Source organism: Variovorax sp. GW821-FHT09B05, assembly GCF_059418265.1.
In genome coordinates this window covers 419,154-433,465 of sequence record NZ_JBWKPN010000006.1, presented here as the reverse complement: position 1 = coordinate 433,465, position 14,312 = coordinate 419,154, and the positions used below count along the sequence as shown (strand labels likewise).

The 14,312-nt window shown below is 68.1% G+C and carries 16 protein-coding genes; 10 read left to right on the top strand and 6 right to left on the bottom strand.

The window, feature by feature from the left end; translation table 11 throughout:
- Positions 1-26 precede the first annotated feature (26 nt).
- Both AC07RM_RS18755 and AC07RM_RS18750 read left to right on the top strand, forming a co-directional pair.
- Positions 27-1,055: an FAD:protein FMN transferase gene (locus AC07RM_RS18755; RefSeq protein WP_495335472.1), complete on the top strand. Its 1,029-nt coding sequence runs from the start codon at positions 27-29 to the stop codon at positions 1,053-1,055.
- On the top strand, positions 1,052-2,413 hold the full coding sequence (locus tag AC07RM_RS18750; protein ID WP_495335471.1) for a sulfite reductase subunit alpha: 1,362 nt from the start codon (positions 1,052-1,054) through the stop codon (positions 2,411-2,413). The genes AC07RM_RS18755 and AC07RM_RS18750 overlap by 4 nt, the downstream gene beginning before the upstream one ends.
- Positions 2,414-2,554: 141 nt before the next feature.
- Here AC07RM_RS18750 and AC07RM_RS18745 read toward each other — a convergent pair whose 3' ends face one another.
- Complete coding sequence (locus AC07RM_RS18745; protein ID WP_490876701.1) at positions 2,555-2,716, bottom strand: hypothetical protein; 162 nt, start codon at positions 2,714-2,716, stop codon at positions 2,555-2,557.
- Between AC07RM_RS18745 and AC07RM_RS18740 the strand changes: the two genes are divergently transcribed.
- The 7 genes from AC07RM_RS18740 (at position 2,715) to hemP (ending at position 8,496) form a co-directional block, all read left to right on the top strand.
- Positions 2,715-5,033 (top strand): catecholate siderophore receptor Fiu, encoded by a 2,319-nt coding sequence (locus tag AC07RM_RS18740; protein ID WP_495335470.1) that lies wholly within the window; start codon positions 2,715-2,717, stop codon positions 5,031-5,033. The two genes, AC07RM_RS18745 and AC07RM_RS18740, sit on opposite strands and share 2 nt — an antisense overlap.
- A gap of 111 nt (positions 5,034-5,144) precedes the next feature.
- Positions 5,145-5,825, top strand: a complete 681-nt coding sequence (locus AC07RM_RS18735; RefSeq protein WP_208512141.1) for a Fe2+-dependent dioxygenase — start codon at positions 5,145-5,147, stop codon at positions 5,823-5,825.
- A gap of 130 nt (positions 5,826-5,955) precedes the next feature.
- Entirely contained in the window at positions 5,956-6,228 is a 273-nt protein-coding gene (locus AC07RM_RS18730) for a (2Fe-2S)-binding protein (protein WP_082322199.1), read from the top strand.
- A 108-nt stretch (positions 6,229-6,336) separates the two neighbouring features.
- Complete coding sequence (locus AC07RM_RS18725; RefSeq protein WP_472922543.1) at positions 6,337-7,044, top strand: TonB family protein; 708 nt, start codon at positions 6,337-6,339, stop codon at positions 7,042-7,044.
- 11 nt (positions 7,045-7,055) lie between these two features.
- On the top strand, positions 7,056-7,769 hold the full coding sequence (locus AC07RM_RS18720; protein ID WP_057590302.1) for a MotA/TolQ/ExbB proton channel family protein: 714 nt from the start codon (positions 7,056-7,058) through the stop codon (positions 7,767-7,769).
- Between the two features lie 5 nt (positions 7,770-7,774).
- The gene (locus AC07RM_RS18715; protein ID WP_093343007.1) at positions 7,775-8,188 is read left to right on the top strand and encodes an ExbD/TolR family protein; all 414 of its coding nucleotides are present in this window, start codon (positions 7,775-7,777) and stop codon (positions 8,186-8,188) included.
- Positions 8,189-8,283: 95 nt separating this feature from the next.
- The gene (hemP, locus tag AC07RM_RS18710; protein WP_093343008.1) at positions 8,284-8,496 is read left to right on the top strand and encodes a hemin uptake protein HemP; all 213 of its coding nucleotides are present in this window, start codon (positions 8,284-8,286) and stop codon (positions 8,494-8,496) included.
- Between the two features lie 199 nt (positions 8,497-8,695).
- Here hemP and AC07RM_RS18705 read toward each other — a convergent pair whose 3' ends face one another.
- The gene (locus AC07RM_RS18705; protein ID WP_093343471.1) at positions 8,696-9,103 is read right to left on the bottom strand and encodes a GlcG/HbpS family heme-binding protein; all 408 of its coding nucleotides are present in this window, start codon (positions 9,101-9,103) and stop codon (positions 8,696-8,698) included.
- 180 nt (positions 9,104-9,283) lie between these two features.
- On the opposite strand from AC07RM_RS18705, the gene AC07RM_RS18700 reads away from it, so the two are divergent.
- Positions 9,284-9,985, top strand: coding sequence for a Bax inhibitor-1/YccA family protein (locus tag AC07RM_RS18700; protein WP_093343010.1), 702 nt, complete (start codon positions 9,284-9,286; stop codon positions 9,983-9,985).
- Between the two features lie 90 nt (positions 9,986-10,075).
- Here the strand turns inward: AC07RM_RS18700 and rlmD are convergent, their stop codons facing one another.
- The 4 genes from rlmD to AC07RM_RS18680 are packed head-to-tail and all read right to left on the bottom strand — an operon-like array spanning position 10,076 to position 14,311.
- Positions 10,076-11,524 (bottom strand): 23S rRNA (uracil(1939)-C(5))-methyltransferase RlmD, encoded by a 1,449-nt coding sequence (gene rlmD, locus AC07RM_RS18695; RefSeq protein ID WP_495335469.1) that lies wholly within the window; start codon positions 11,522-11,524, stop codon positions 10,076-10,078.
- A gap of 51 nt (positions 11,525-11,575) precedes the next feature.
- The gene (locus AC07RM_RS18690; RefSeq protein ID WP_495335468.1) at positions 11,576-12,589 is read right to left on the bottom strand and encodes a sigma-70 family RNA polymerase sigma factor; all 1,014 of its coding nucleotides are present in this window, start codon (positions 12,587-12,589) and stop codon (positions 11,576-11,578) included.
- A 4-nt stretch (positions 12,590-12,593) separates the two neighbouring features.
- Positions 12,594-13,508, bottom strand: a complete 915-nt coding sequence (locus tag AC07RM_RS18685; protein WP_495316644.1) for a peptidoglycan DD-metalloendopeptidase family protein — start codon at positions 13,506-13,508, stop codon at positions 12,594-12,596.
- 11 nt (positions 13,509-13,519) lie between these two features.
- Positions 13,520-14,311, bottom strand: a complete 792-nt coding sequence (locus tag AC07RM_RS18680) for a protein-L-isoaspartate(D-aspartate) O-methyltransferase (protein WP_495335467.1) — start codon at positions 14,309-14,311, stop codon at positions 13,520-13,522.
- Between the last annotated feature and the right edge of the window lies 1 nt (position 14,312).

Sequence of the window (14,312 nt, the reverse complement as noted above, 5' to 3'; positions counted from 1 at the left end):
ACCCGAGCGACGTTTCGCGCATCGCCTTGGGCATTTCGTTCGCCTCCCGCAGTTCCTGGCACGGCGGCTACGCCAACGCGGCGGTGCCGCGCCGCGCTGATCCGGCCCGCCTGCACCAGCTGGCCGGCCGGACCATGGGCACGACCTGGTCGCTGCGCTTCGACAACCCCGGCATGCGGCCGCTGACCGAAGTGCGCGAGGCGGTCGAATCGGCACTCGCGCGCGTGATCGCGCAGATGAGCCACTGGGAGGCCGACGCCGAGATCTCGCGCTTCAACCGTGCGCCGGCGGGCACGCGGCACACGCTGTCGGCCGAGTTCGCGCGCGTGATGGCCTGCGCGCTGCAATGGGCCGAAGACAGCGGCGGCGCGATCGATCCGACGGTCGGTGCGCTGGTCGCCAGTTGGGGTTTCGGGCCCGATGCAAACGATGGCCCCATCGACACGGACGCCCTTGAAGTGGCGCGCGAGCGCACGGGCTGGCGAAAGCTCGCCTTCGACATGGCCGATGACGCAACGGCCACGCTGACCCAGCCCGGCGGCTTCGCGCTCGATCTGTCGGGCATCGCCAAGGGCTTCGCGGTCGATCACGGCGTCGAGGCGCTGCAGGCGCTCGGCCTCGAGGATTTCCTGTTCGAGATCGGCGGCGAACTGCGCGGCGTGGGCCGCCGCCCCGGCGGACAGCCATGGCGCGTGCAGGTCGACGGCGAACTGCCCGCGCCGGTGCACGTGGCGCTCGACGGCCTCGCGATCGCCACCTCGGGCGACCGCTGGCACCAGCGCGAGCACGCAGGCCGCCGCTGGTCGCACACCATCGATCCGCGCAGCGGCGAGCCCGTGCCCGTCGGGCTCGCGAGCGTCACGGTGCTGCATGCGCAGTGCATGCACGCCGACGCGCTGGCCACGGTGCTGACGGTGCTCGGGTCCGAGGAAGGCTTCGCCTTCGCCGAGGCACGCGGCATCGCGGCGCTGTTCGTCGCGCATGCGGCGGACGGCGACGGACCGCCGAGCCTGCGCGCGACCCCGGCCTGGACCGAACGGACCGCCTCCGCATGAACGACACGCTGCTGCGCGCGCTGGCCGCGGGCTCCACCGTGGCCGCCTACGGCGCGATGTGCCTGGCGATCTACACGCGCGAACGCCGCGCCGTCGCGGCCACCGCGCGCGCCGCGCAGGCACTGGCGGGCGACGGCACGGTGCCATCGACGCTGGTGCTGTTCGCCAGCCAGACCGGCCAGGCCGAGGCCATCGCCTGGCAGACCGCGCGCCGCCTGCGTGCGGCCGGCACGCCGGTGCGCGTGATGGAGCTCAATGCGCTCGACGCCACCACCCTGCGCGACACGCGGCAGGCCCTGTTCGTGGCCAGCACCTATGGCGAAGGCGATGCGCCCGACGGCGCCAGCCTGTTCGCCGAAAAGGCGATGGCCGAGCAGCCCGATCTGTCCGCGCTGCGCTATGCGGTGCTGGCCCTGGGCGACCGCCAGTACGCGAACTTCTGCGGCTTCGGGCGCCAGCTCGACGACTGGCTGCAAGGCCGGGGCGCGACGCCCTCCTTCGCGCGCGTCGAGGTCGACAACGGCGATCCCGAAGCGCTGGCCACATGGCATGCCCAGTGGGGAGATGCCGAGGTCGCGCACGACGAGGAAGAAAGCAGCGCCTTCGCTCCGTGGCGTCTCGTGCATCGCAGCCTGCTCAATCCCGGCAGCGCGGGCGCACCGGTCTTCCTGCTCGGCCTGGTGCCGCAGGCCGGCGCGATGCCGGCCTGGGACTCGGGCGACCTGGTGCAGATGGCGGTCGCGAGCGATCCCACGCGACCGCGCGACTATTCGATCGCCTCGCTGTCCGCCGACGGCGAACTGCAGCTGCTGGTGCGGCAGGAGCAGCATCCCGACGGCACGCTGGGCACGGCCTCGGGCCATCTGACCTCGACGCTGGCCATCGGCGACACGGTGGCGTTGCGCCTGCGCGCGCACCGAGGCTTCCGCCTCGAGGGCAATGCTTCGCGCCCGCTGATCCTGATCGGCAACGGCACCGGCCTCGCCGGCCTGCGCGCCCACCTGCGCGCGCGCGTCGCGGCGGGCCGGCACGAGAACTGGCTGGTGTTCGGCGAGCGCCACGCGGCGCACGACTTCCTCTGCCGCGACGAGATCGAGGCCTGGCAGCGCGAAGGCGCGCTGACGGCGCTCGACATGGTGTTCTCTCGCGACCAGGCCGAACGGCTCTACGTGCAGCACCGGCTGCTGCGGCGCGCTGATGCGCTGCGCGAATGGCTCGCGCGTGGCGCGGCGGTGTACGTGTGCGGGAGCCTGCAAGGGATGGCCGCGGGCGTGGATGCGGCGCTGCGGCAGGTGGCCGGCGAAACGCTGTGGGCCGAGCTGGTCGGCTCGGGCCGCTACAGGCGCGACGTGTACTGAGCCACGCGAGGTCCACCGGCCTCCGTGGAGGCGTGACAGCACGCCTACCAGCGACTCCGCGCTGTCAACAATTCCCTCAGAATTAGAGTTGCTTCAGTGCAACAAAGTATCTACTTTACAAAGCGCCTGCCGGCAAAAGTACTAAGCGCCGTATTGATAAACATTATCATTTGACACGGTTTTTACCTTTGCCCTCCCGCAGGTCAACTCACCCAGCCAGCCCCCGGTGCCTCCTCGGCACGCGCGCAGGGCATCGCCAGTCGAGTTCTCAGGGCCGTTTTTTCCTTCTTCGAGAACCTTCATGGCCAACTCCTATATCAAGAGCCGGAAGCACGCTGTCGCGCGCGCCGTTCCCCAGGTCTCGGGCGCCGCAGCCGCCACGCTGATCGCCCTCTCCGCCCCCGCCATCGCCCAGCAGCAGCCCTCGCGCGTGCTGCCCGAGATCCGCGTCGAGGGCTCGGTCGCCGCCGACTTCAAGGCCGACACCTCGGCCAATCCCAAGTTCACGGCACCGCTGGTGAACACGCCGCAGACCGTGCAGGTGATCAAGGAACAGGTGCTGCGCGACCAGGGCGCCACCACGCTGACCGAAGCGCTGCGCAACACCCCCGGCGTGGGCACCTTCTTCCTCGGGGAGAACGGCAACACCAACACGGGCGACGCGGTGTTCATGCGCGGCTTCGACAGCTCGAGCGCGATCTTCGTCGACGGCATCCGCGACGTCGGCTCGATCTCGCGCGACACCTTCAACATCGACCAGGTCGAAGTCGTGAAGGGCCCCTCGGGCACCGACGTGGGCCGCACCTCGCCCACCGGCTACATCAACCTCGTGACCAAGAAGCCCAAGCTCGACGACAGCTTCACGGGCTCGCTGGGCTTCGGCAGCGCCGACTTCAAGCGCGGCAGCATCGACTGGAACAAGTCGCTCAGCGGCGAGAACGGCATCGGTGCGGCCTTCCGCCTGAACGCCGTGGCCGAGGACGCCGGCGTGGCCGGCCGCGATTTCGTGAAGAACAAGCGCTGGGCGATCGCACCCTCGCTGGCCCTGGGCCTGAACAGCCCGACGCGCTTCTACTTCGATCTGGTGCACGTCAAGCAGAACAACATCCCCGACGGCGGCGTTCCCACCATCGGCCTGCCGGGCTACTCGACGCCCGATCCGAAGCGCGGCTACCTGAGCTATGCCGCGCCGGTGCGCTCGAAGAACTTCTACGGCACCAGCGCGGACTTCGACAACGTCACGACCGACATGTTCACCGCGCGCGTCGAGCACGACCTGACGCCGGACATCACGATCCGCAACACGACGCGCTATGCCAAGACGCAGCAGGACTACCTGCTGACCTCCTTCATGGGCAGCACGGCCAACCTGCTGACGCCCAATCAGTTCCTCCCCCTCGGCTGGACCGTGGCGCGCAGCTCGCCCACCAACAAGGACCAGGAAAACACGATCTTCACGAACCAGACGAACGTGAGCGCGAAGTTCAACACCGGCAGCGTGGGCCACACGCTCAATGCCGGCGTCGAGCTGATCCGCGAGAAGCAGGACTCGAACGGCTACTACGGCCAGAACGTCAAGGTCTTCAACGTGCCCGGCTTCACCAACAGCGGCGCCTGGCCGGCGGCCAACGTCTACGCACCGAACCCCTATGTGTTCGGCGGCTACAACCGCATCCAGAACGGCACCACCACCTCGGGCGAGACCACCACCGTCGGCGCCTACGTGTTCGACACGGTCAAGTTCAACGAGCAGTGGATGCTGACCGGCGGCCTGCGCTACGACCACTACTCGACCAAGTTCGACTCGACGGCGCTGAACGCCACCACCGGCGTGCTGACCCCGACCAACCTCAAGCTGTCGGACAGCCTGTGGTCGGGCAAGATCGGCTTGGTCTACAAACCGACCGAGAACGGCAGCGTCTATGCGGCCTACGGCACGGCGGCACAGCCTCCGGGCGGCGCCAACTTCCAGCTCGCAGCAGGCGGCACCGGCAACAGCGCCGCGCGCACCGACTTCCTGCCGCAGAAGGCCAAGACCTACGAACTCGGCACCAAGTGGGACGTGCTCAACAAGCACGTGGCGCTGACGGCCGCGCTCTACCGCACCGACGTCAGCAACGAAGTGGTGCAGGACTCGATCTCGCAGCAGTACTACCAGACCGGCAAGAAGCGCGTGCAGGGCATCGAACTCGGCGTGTCGGGTGCGATCACCGACAACTGGGGCGTGACCACCGGCTTCACGACGATGAACACCCGCGTGCTCAGCGGCCCTTCGGTGCTGGCCGACGGCTCGACCTCGCTGGCCTACACCCCGAAGCGCGCCTTCACGCTGTGGACCACCTACCAGTTGCCGTTCGGCCTGACGATCGGCGGCGGCGCGCGCTACAACGGCAAGCTCTACCGCGGCACCGACGGCGCGGTCGGCACGCCGGCCTACGTCGAGTCGTACTGGGTGGTCGACGCCATGGCGTCCTACCGGATCAACAAGAACGTCGATCTGCAGCTGAACGTCTACAACCTGTTCGACAAGGACTACGTGGCGGCCATCAACAAGTCGGGCTACCGCTACACGCCGGGCACGCCGCGCTCGTTCAAGGTCACCGCGAACTTCGCGTTCTGATCGTTCGCCACGGCGCGCCACCGGCCAGGGCCGGTGCGCCGCGCCGCGCCGCGGTGCGACACTCGAGCCCCGGCCCGCGCCGGGGCTTTTTTCCTTCCGGAGTTCCCGAAGATGATGCTGCATGTGCCCGAAGTGCTGAGCCCGGACCAGGTGCGCAGGATGCGCGCCACGCTCGATGCCACCCAGTGGGTCGACGGGCGTGAGACCGTCGGCGACCAGGGCGCGCAGGTCAAGCGCAACCGGCAGCTGTCCGAGCATTCGCCGGTCGGGCGCGAGCTCGCCAAGACCGTGCTGGCCGCGCTGGCGCGCAATCCACTGTTCTTTTCGGCCGCCCTGCCCGCGCGCTTCGTGCCGCCGCTGTTCAACCGCTACGAGGGCGGCGAGCACTACGGCCTGCACGTCGATGGCGCGGTGCGCGCCGTGCCCGGCAGCGAGCAGCCGCTGCGCACCGACCTGTCGTGCACCCTGTTCCTCTGCGACCCCGACGACTACGACGGCGGCGAGCTCGAGGTGGTCGACACCTACGGCTCGCACGAAGTCAAGCTGCCGGCCGGCGACCTGATCCTGTATCCGTCGAGCAGCCTGCACCGGGTGCATCCGGTGACCCGGGGCGCGCGCGTGTGCGCCTTCTTCTGGGCCCAGAGCATGGTGCGCAACGACCAGCAGCGCGCGATGCTGTTCGAACTCGACCAGAACATCCAGAAACTGCGCGCCCGGCTGGGCGAATCCGAGGAAACCGTGGCCCTGACCGGCCACTATCACAACCTGCTTCGGCTCTGGTCGGAGATATAGCCGGACCACCCCTCATAGCGAATAGCTGTCGCGTCGGGCCCTGACGAATACGATAGTTATTGCAAATGCGAGGGATTCTTATTTATAATCGCTACATCCAACAGCCAGCCAAACTGCCGCTTTCACAGCCATGATCGTTTGCATTTGCCGCCGAGTCTCCGACCGCGAAATCGCACGCCATGTGCGCGCGGGGATGACCTTCGACGAAGTGCAATTCGAGCTCGGCGTGGCCACCCAGTGTGGCCAATGTGAAGGATGTGCGCGCGATATCGTCGCGCAGTGCAGCGCTTCGCACCCGGTCGCGGCCCTGCACTGCGAATCGGAACCGAAGTCGATCCAGCTTGCCAACTCCATCAAGGAAAGCAAAGCATGGAACTCGTCTCTGCACTCGGCGGCAGCCTGATCCTGGTGGCGGGCTCCGTCTGGTGGATCCTTCGTAAATAGAAGTAGACGTCGTCGTAGCGGTTTTGCTGCAATCGGGGCACGTACCCACGTGCTCGCACTCGAATGGTTGATCGTGTCTGACCGCTTTGCCCCCCCTCCCTCCGTTTTCGGCCTCTCGCGCAACGCTGCCATCGCTGGCGGCGTGATCGTCTTCCACGCCGCCGCGCTCTGGGCGCTGCAGAGCGGCCTGCTCCGCCGGGCCGCCGAAGTGGTGATCCCGGTCGAGATCATGAGCCAGTTCGTCGAGCCGCCGAAGCCCACGCCTCCGCCGCCGCCTCCCCCACCGCCGCCGCCCCAGCCGCGCGTGAAGGCGCCGCCGCCGCCCCGGCCGCAGGCCATCCGCGAGCCCAAGCCCACGCCGGCGCCGCAAGCCCCCGTGGGCGATCCGGAACCGCCGCCGCCCGCACCGACGCCGCCCTCGCCGCCGCCCGCGCCTCCCGCGCCGCCGGCCCCTCCGCCGGCGCCGCCCGCACCGCCCAAGGTGGTCGAGGTGACGGCCGCGCAGGCGCAGTGGCTGCGTCCTCCGGCCCCGGTCTATCCGCAGTTGAGTTCGCGGCTCGGCGAGGCCGGCACGGTGACCATCGCCGTGTACTTCAACCGCAGCGGCCTCGTGCGCCGTGCCGAAATCCTCAAGTCCAGCGGCTACGACCGCCTCGACCGCGCGGCCCGCGATGCGGTGCTGAAGTCGTCCGTGACCGTGAGCAACTATCCGAACGCGAGCGACGAGACCCTCTTCATGCTGCCCGCGCCCATCGTTTTCAACCAACCTAAGTAACTGAGACCCCTATGGATTCCCAATTTGGCTTGATGAATGTCTGGCACCAAGGCGACTTCGTCACCAAGGCCGTCGCGGTGCTGTTGATCGCCATGTCGCTCGCGTCGTGGATCGTGATCATCGTCAAGGCGCTCGACGTCATCCGCTACAAGCGTCTCGCCAAGCAGTCGCAGGACTTCTGGCACAGCGAGGACTTCGCCACCGCGCTCAACAAGCTCGGCAAGGACGACAGCAACCCCTTCCGCGCCCTGGCGCTCGAGGGCCGCGAAGCCGCCGCGCATCACCGCAACACCAAGGCGCACCTGCATGACGCGCTCGACGTCAGCGACTGGATCACGCGTTCGCTGCGCAACGGCATCGACGCCTTCACCGCGCGCCTGCAAACCGGCCTGGCCGTGCTGGCGTCGGTCGGTTCGACCGCGCCCTTCATCGGCCTGTTCGGTACCGTCTGGGGCATCTACCACGCGCTGATGAGCATCGGCTCGGCCGGCCAGGCCACGATCGACAAGGTCGCGGGCCCGATCGGCGAAGCGCTGATCATGACGGCCCTGGGCCTCGCGGTCGCCATCCCCGCCGTGCTCGGCTACAACGCCCTGGTGCGCGGCAACAAGTTCGTGCTGACCAAGCTCAACGCCTTCGCGCACGACCTGCACGCCTACTTCGTGACCGGTGCCCGCGTCCAGAGCGGCGCCGAATCGATCGTGGTTCCGCTCAAGAAGGGCTGAACATCATGGCTTTCGGAACCCAAGACGAACCCGATGAGGTGATGAACGAGATCAACATGACGCCGCTGGTCGACGTCATGCTGGTGCTCCTGATCATCTTCATCATCACCGTGCCGGTGATGAAGCACGCGGTAAACATCGACCTGCCGCGCGCCACCAGCGAACCCGAGCAGCCGAAGCCCGAGAACATCCTGTTCAGCGTGACGGCCGAGGGTGACTACTACTGGAACGACCAGAAGATCTCCGACAGCGAGCTGCCCACCCGCCTCGCCGCCGAGGCCGCCAAGGAGCCGCAGCCGGAGCTGCACATCCGCGGCGACAAGGCGGTGCGCTACGAGCGCGTGGCCAAGGCGATGTCGGAAGCGCGTGAAGCCGGCGTGCGCAAGATCGGTTTCATTACCGAACCCGACGCGAAATAACTGCCCCGCGGGTCACAAAATTTTTCATCGCAGCGATTGACTTCTTGTTGAGAATTATTATCATTCAACCATCGCTTCGATAAGAGGAATTCGAGATGCCAGCCACCACCAACGCCTTTGCTGTTCTGAGCCACCCTTCGCTCGATCAATCGGGCGGCGGTCACGCCACCATCCAGGCTCAACGACCGGTTCCGATGGTCGAGAGCACCGAGCTGCTCAAGGGCAGCAAGACCGTCGGCATCATGCACAACGGTTCGCTGTACCGCCTGCAGGCCACCAAACTGGGCAAGCTGATCCTGACCAAGTAGGTCCCGGTCAGCCGCCCCTCGCGCAAGTTTCATCGTGGGGCGACTCCAGGAGATTCATTTCTCCGAAGGGTCGTTTTTTGCTAGCCAACGGTTCGCCGACTAGCCAAGCTTTTTTTCACGCTGAACGTCCAATCAAAAACGCCGACTCTCGAGTCGGCGTTTTCGTTCGTGCAGGGCGCCGAGGCGCCCGCACGGCAGCTCAGAGACCGAGTGCCGCGATGCCGGCCTTGGCGACCTGGGCATCCTCGTTCGACTTCACGCCGCTCACGCCCACGGCGCCGATCACGTGGCCGTCCTTCACGATCGGCACGCCGCCTTCGAGCAGGCCGTGCACCAGCGGTGCCGTCAGGAAAGCGGTGCGGCCGCCGTTGATGATGTCCTCGTAGACCTTGCTCTCGCGGCGGCCCAGGGCGGCCGTGTGGGCCTTGGCCGGTGCGATGTGCGAGGACAGCGCGGCCGCGCCGTCGAGGCGCTGCAGCCACAGCAGGTTGCCCGCATCGTCGGCGATGGCGATCGTCACGGCCCAGTTGTTCTTGAGCGCCTCGGCTTCGGCGGCGGCGGCGATCAGCTTGACATCGGCGAGTTCAAGGAATGATTTGGTTTGCATGATGGTGATCAAAGTCTTGTTGCGTCGAACCCCAGAGCATACCGGCCCGCCGCGCGGCCTCCCCCTGTCGGACGGCGCGCCGTCTAAGGAACACCCCCCATACGGTCTTTGCGGGCCGCGCTCTTGCAGACTTCTAGAATGCGCCCAACTGCTACGGCAGCAACCACAGGAGCTTCGGCCATGAACGACCGCGTTACAACCCTCGACACTTCCACCGGCTACGGCCAGGTGCTGCCGCAGGCTGACCGCCAACGCGTGCTGCGCAACACCTACTGGCTGCTGGCGCTGAGCCTTCTTCCCACCGTGCTGGGCGCCTGGCTGGGCGTGCAGACCGGCATCACCCGCTCGCTGACCGGCGGCCTCGGACTCATCGTCTTCCTCGGCGGTGCCTTCGGCTTCATGTTCGCGATCGAGAAGACCAAGAACTCGGCCGCCGGCGTGCCGGTGCTGCTGGCCTTCACCTTCTTCATGGGCCTGATGCTCTCGCGCCTGATCTCGATGGTGCTGGGCTTCAAGAACGGCCCCGAACTGATCATGACGGCCTTCGGCGGCACCGCCGGCGTGTTCTTCGTGATGGCCTCGCTGGCCACCGTGATCAAGCGCGACCTGTCGGGCATGGGCAAGTGGCTCTTCGTCGGCGCGATGGTGCTGATGGTCGGCGCGGTCATCAACGTGTTCGTCGGCTCGACCGCCGGCATGTTCGCGATCTCGGTCGCCGCCATCGGCATCTTCTCGGCCTACATGCTCTATGACCTGAAGCAGATCATCGACGGCGGCGAAACCAACTACATCAGCGCGACCCTCGCCCTGTACCTCGACCTGTTCAACGTGTTCCAGAGCCTGCTGGCGCTGCTGGGCCTCGCGGGCGGCGAACGCGACTGACGCTTCGTCTTTCGATGGCCCCGCGGCCATCGATCGGTGAAAAAGAAAGGGCCCTTCGGGGCCCTTTCTCATTGCGGCGTCAGGCCCGCCTCATTCGCGCTCGAACACCGCGATCGACTCCACGTGCGCCGTGTGCGGGAACATGTTGACCACGCCCGCGTGCGTGCAGCGATAGCCGGCCTGGTGCACCAGCAAACCGGCATCGCGCGCCAGCGTCGACGGATTGCAGCTCACGTAGACGATGCGCTTCGGCGGCGTCCAGCCGCCGGTGCGCAACTCGGGCTGCTGGTGCAGGTCGGCCATCGCCTTGGCGAGCGCGAAGGCGCCCTCACGCGGCGGGTCGACCAGCCACTTGTCGGCCTGCCCGTCGGCGACCAGCATCTCAGGCGTCATCTCGAACAGGTTGCGCGCCACGAACGACGCCGGCGACAGCGCGCGCCGCGCCGATGTCGCGGGCTGGTTCTTGCGGAAGTTCTCGGTGGCCCGCGCCACCAGCGTGTCACTGCCCTCGATGCCCAGCACCTCGCGCGCACGGCTCGCCAACGGCAGCGTGAAGTTGCCGAGGCCGCAGAACCAGTCGATCACGCGCTCGTCGGACTGCACGTCGAGCAGGCGCAGCGCCTTGCCCACGAGCGCGCGGTTGATGTGCGGATTGACCTGCGTGAAGTCGGTGGGCCGGAACGGCATCGTCACGCCGAACTCGGGCAGCCCGTAGGCCAGCGGCGTGCCGCCCTCCTCCAGCAGCCGCACCGTGTCGGGCCCCTTGGGCTGCAGCCACCATTGCACCTGCTCGTTCTTCGCGGCGAAGGCCTTGAGGCGACCGATGTCGGCGCCCGACAGCGGCTCGAGGTGCCGCAGCACCAGCGCGATGGTGCCGAGCGCCTGGGTGCCCGGTGCATCGCCGCAGGCCAGTTCGATCTGCGGGCAGGTGTCGCGCGCATCGAGCGAGGCGATCAGCGCGCGCAGCGGCATCAGCATCTGGCTCACCTGCTTGGGCAGCACGGGACAGACCTGCATGTCGGCCAGGTAGCGGCTCTTGCGCTCGTGAAAGCCGATCAGCACCGTGCCCTTCTTGACCACGTGGCGCACCGACAGGCGCGCGCGGTAGCGGTAGTGCCAGGCCGGGCCCTCGAGAGGACGCAGCAGGTTCTCGGGACGGACCTTGCCAAGGTGCCAGAGGTTGTCCTCGAGCGCGCGTTGCTTCACCGCCACCTGCGCCGCGGCGTCGAGGTGCTGCATCTTGCAGCCGCCGCAGGCGCCCGTGTGCAAGCCGAAGTGCGGGCAGCCGGGCCGCACACGCTGCGAGGACTCACGCCGGATCTGCGTGACCGTGCCCTGCTCCCAGTTGTTCTTGCGACGATGCACGTTGAGCTGCACCTCTTCGAAGGGCAGCGCACCTTCGATGAACACGACCATGCCGTCGGCCTTGTGCGCCACGCCCTGCGCATCGAGGTCCAGCGATTCCACGTGCAGCCATTCGCCGCCGGCGTTCGTGGGGGTGTCCGTGGGGGATTTATCTTTCTTGATGGATTCCGTCATGCCCCGATTGTCTCAGCGTGGGAAGAGGCCCTCGCGCGGAACCCGGCAGGGCTAGAACAAGGCGTCCCGACCCACGCCCGAACGCACGAGCTGGCGCCGCATCTTCGCGAGCGCTTCGTTCTGGATCTGGCGCACGCGCTCGCGCGTCAGGCCCAGCCGCACGCTGAGCACCTCGAGCGTCTCGGGCTCGCGGTCGTGCAGGCCGTAGCGGCCTTCGAGCACCTCGCGCTCGCGCGCATCGAGCGCGGCCACCCAGCCGTCGAGCAGGCGTTCGACCTCGTGCGCCTGGGTCGCGCCCGTGGGATCGCTCTCCTCGCTGTCCGCCGCGACCGAATCGGACAGCGCGTAGCTCTCTTCGCCATGCGACTCGCCCGCGTCGAGCGAGCGCGGCGCCTCGGCCAGCGCGAGCAGGTCGGCCACCGACTGCACGTCCGAGCCCAGCAGCGCCGCCACGTCTTCCACGCGCACCCCGTCGGGCCGGCGCGCCAGGAACTCGGGATCGCCCTCGAGCGTGCGGCGCGCGCGCAGCACCTGCTGCAGTTCACGCACGATGTGCACGGGCAGGCGGATCGTGCGGGACTGGGTCATCAGCGCGCGCTCGACCGACTGGCGTATCCACCAGGTCGCATAGGTCGAGAAGCGGAAGCCGCGCTCGGGCTCGAACTTGGTGATGGCGTGCATCAGGCCGAGGTTGCCCTCCTCGATGAGGTCGGAGAACGGCACGCCGCGGTTGAGGTAGGCCTTGGCGATGTTGACCACGAGCCGCAGGTTGTGCTCGATCATGGACTGGCGCGCCGCGAAGTCGCCGGCCCGCGCGGCGCAGGCAGCCGCGTATTCCTGCTCGGGGGTGAAAAGCTCGGTGCGCCGGATGCGGCGCAGGTAGACGGTGAGCGCGTCGGCCGTGTCGTCGCCGGTGCGCGCGAGCACTTCGGCGTTCGGCTCGGGCGCGATCAGGCCATCGGGGGACGAGACAGGCGGTGAGGCCTCACCGCCGGATACCGCTTCGGCCGTGCTGCCCGCCGACCGGCGCACGGGCAGCGTGCGACGGGGGCGGGAACCGGCCATGGCATCACCGGTTCGGGAGGTAGCGCGCCGGATCGACCGGCTTGCCCTGACGACGGATCTCGAAGTGCAGCTTCACGCGATCGGCATCGCTGCTGCCCATCTCCGCGATCTTCTGGCCCTTCTGGACCGACTGGTCCTCCTTCACGAGCAGCGTCTGGTTGTGCGCGTAGGCCGTGAGGTAGGTGTTGTTGTGCTTCAGGATGATCAGGTTGCCGTAGCCGCGCAGGCCCGCACCCGCATAGACCACGCGGCCGTCGGCGGCGGCCAGCACCGGGTCGCCGGCCTTGCCGCTGATGTCGAAGCCCTTGTTCTTGGCATCGTCGAAGCCCGCGATCAGCGAACCATGGGCGGGCCAGATCCAGCCGATGTCCTCATCGCCACCCGATGCAGCCGGGCTCGAGGGCGAGGCCGTGACCGGCGGCTTGGCGCCCGCAACGGCGGCACCGCTCGCGGCCGCGCCAGGCACGACCGCGGGCTGCGGCGTCACCGGCTTGGTGACGACGCCGTTCTCGTTCGGCGCCGACGGCGCGGCGGCCACGGTGGAACCCGGGCCCGAGGGCGGAATCACGCGCAGCACCTGCCCCACCTCGATCAGGTCGGGGTTGTCGAGGTTGTTCCAGCGAACGAGGTTCTGCCAGGTCTGGCCGGTGTCGTTGGCGATGCGGCGGATGGTGTCGCCGGGACGCACGGCGTAGTAGCCCGGCTTGCCGAAGTTCTCGATGCCGGCCAGCGGCTTGCCCGAGGCGTCGGTAGTGATGGTCGGACCGCCCGGAACGGGCGCGGCCGCGCCGGGAGCGCGGGTCATCGTGCCGCGGTCTTCGACCGGTGCCGGGCCGCGCGGCGTGGAACACCCCGCGATCACGAGCACGACGGCCAACGTGACGCCAGCGTACCAACTCCGATTGCCAAAACCCTGCATTTGTTATTCCTTCAAGCAACGCCCGATTTTAGGGGGACAAAGTGAACCGCCTCAAGAATGAGGCGCTCGAGACCGCGGGCCGTCTTGTCGATCACGACGAGGGCCTGGCCGCCCTTCGCCGAGTGCGTCGGCGCGACGATCCGCCCCCCCACCGCGAGCTGTTCGATCCAGGCTTCGGGCACCGCCTCGCCACCGGCGGCGGCGATGATGCCCGCATAGGGCGCGCCCTTGGCGTAGCCGACCATGCCGTCGCCGAACATCAGGTGAACCGTGGCCAGCCGGAAGTGCCGCAGATTGGTCCGTGCCCGCTCGTGCAGGCCGCGCAACCTTTCGATGCTGTAGACCTCCGTGGCCACGTGGTTCAACACCGCGGCCTGGTAGCCGCAACCGGTGCCGATCTCGAGCACGCGCCCCAGACGGTCCTGCGGCTTGCCACTCAGAGCCGGGGCCGCGAGCAAAAGTTCGATCATGCGCGCAACGACGCTGGGCTTGGAGATGGTCTGGCCCAGTCCGATCGGCAGGCTGGTGTCTTCATAGGCCTGGTTGACCAGCGCGCTGTCGACGAAGCGATGCCGCTCGACCGCGCCCATGGCGCGCAGCACGCGCGCATCCGAAATCCCCTGCGCGGCCAGCTTCTGCACCATGCGCGCGCGCACCGCGTCGGAGGCCATCGATGGCGTCGAGGGAGCCGGCGGCTTGGGCGGCACGGCGGGCTGCCGTCCGCGCAGCGCGGACGAAGCCGGCGTCGAGGCCGAGACGGTGGGCGCGAGGCGAGCCGGAAATCCAGGCCGTTGGGTCGCCATG

What these genes read in the sequence shown, in the direction of transcription:
- AC07RM_RS18690 (WP_495335468.1), bottom strand. Translation starts at nt 12,589, where the DNA reads ATGGCCGGTTCCCGCCCCCGTCGCACGCTGCCCGTGCGCCGGTCGGCG.
- AC07RM_RS18685 (WP_495316644.1), bottom strand. Translation starts at nt 13,508, where the DNA reads ATGCAGGGTTTTGGCAATCGGAGTTGGTACGCTGGCGTCACGTTGGCC.
- AC07RM_RS18745 (WP_490876701.1), bottom strand. Translation starts at nt 2,716, where the DNA reads ATGAAGGTTCTCGAAGAAGGAAAAAACGGCCCTGAGAACTCGACTGGC.
- AC07RM_RS18750 (WP_495335471.1), top strand. Translation starts at nt 1,052, where the DNA reads ATGAACGACACGCTGCTGCGCGCGCTGGCCGCGGGCTCCACCGTGGCC.
- AC07RM_RS18735 (WP_208512141.1), top strand. Translation starts at nt 5,145, where the DNA reads ATGATGCTGCATGTGCCCGAAGTGCTGAGCCCGGACCAGGTGCGCAGG.
- hemP (WP_093343008.1), top strand. Translation starts at nt 8,284, where the DNA reads ATGCCAGCCACCACCAACGCCTTTGCTGTTCTGAGCCACCCTTCGCTC.
- AC07RM_RS18730 (WP_082322199.1), top strand. Translation starts at nt 5,956, where the DNA reads ATGATCGTTTGCATTTGCCGCCGAGTCTCCGACCGCGAAATCGCACGC.
- AC07RM_RS18720 (WP_057590302.1), top strand. Translation starts at nt 7,056, where the DNA reads ATGGATTCCCAATTTGGCTTGATGAATGTCTGGCACCAAGGCGACTTC.
- AC07RM_RS18705 (WP_093343471.1), bottom strand. Translation starts at nt 9,103, where the DNA reads ATGCAAACCAAATCATTCCTTGAACTCGCCGATGTCAAGCTGATCGCC.
- AC07RM_RS18700 (WP_093343010.1), top strand. Translation starts at nt 9,284, where the DNA reads ATGAACGACCGCGTTACAACCCTCGACACTTCCACCGGCTACGGCCAG.
- AC07RM_RS18715 (WP_093343007.1), top strand. Translation starts at nt 7,775, where the DNA reads ATGGCTTTCGGAACCCAAGACGAACCCGATGAGGTGATGAACGAGATC.
- AC07RM_RS18740 (WP_495335470.1), top strand. Translation starts at nt 2,715, where the DNA reads ATGGCCAACTCCTATATCAAGAGCCGGAAGCACGCTGTCGCGCGCGCC.
- rlmD (WP_495335469.1), bottom strand. Translation starts at nt 11,524, where the DNA reads ATGACGGAATCCATCAAGAAAGATAAATCCCCCACGGACACCCCCACG.
- AC07RM_RS18680 (WP_495335467.1), bottom strand. Translation starts at nt 14,311, where the DNA reads ATGGCGACCCAACGGCCTGGATTTCCGGCTCGCCTCGCGCCCACCGTC.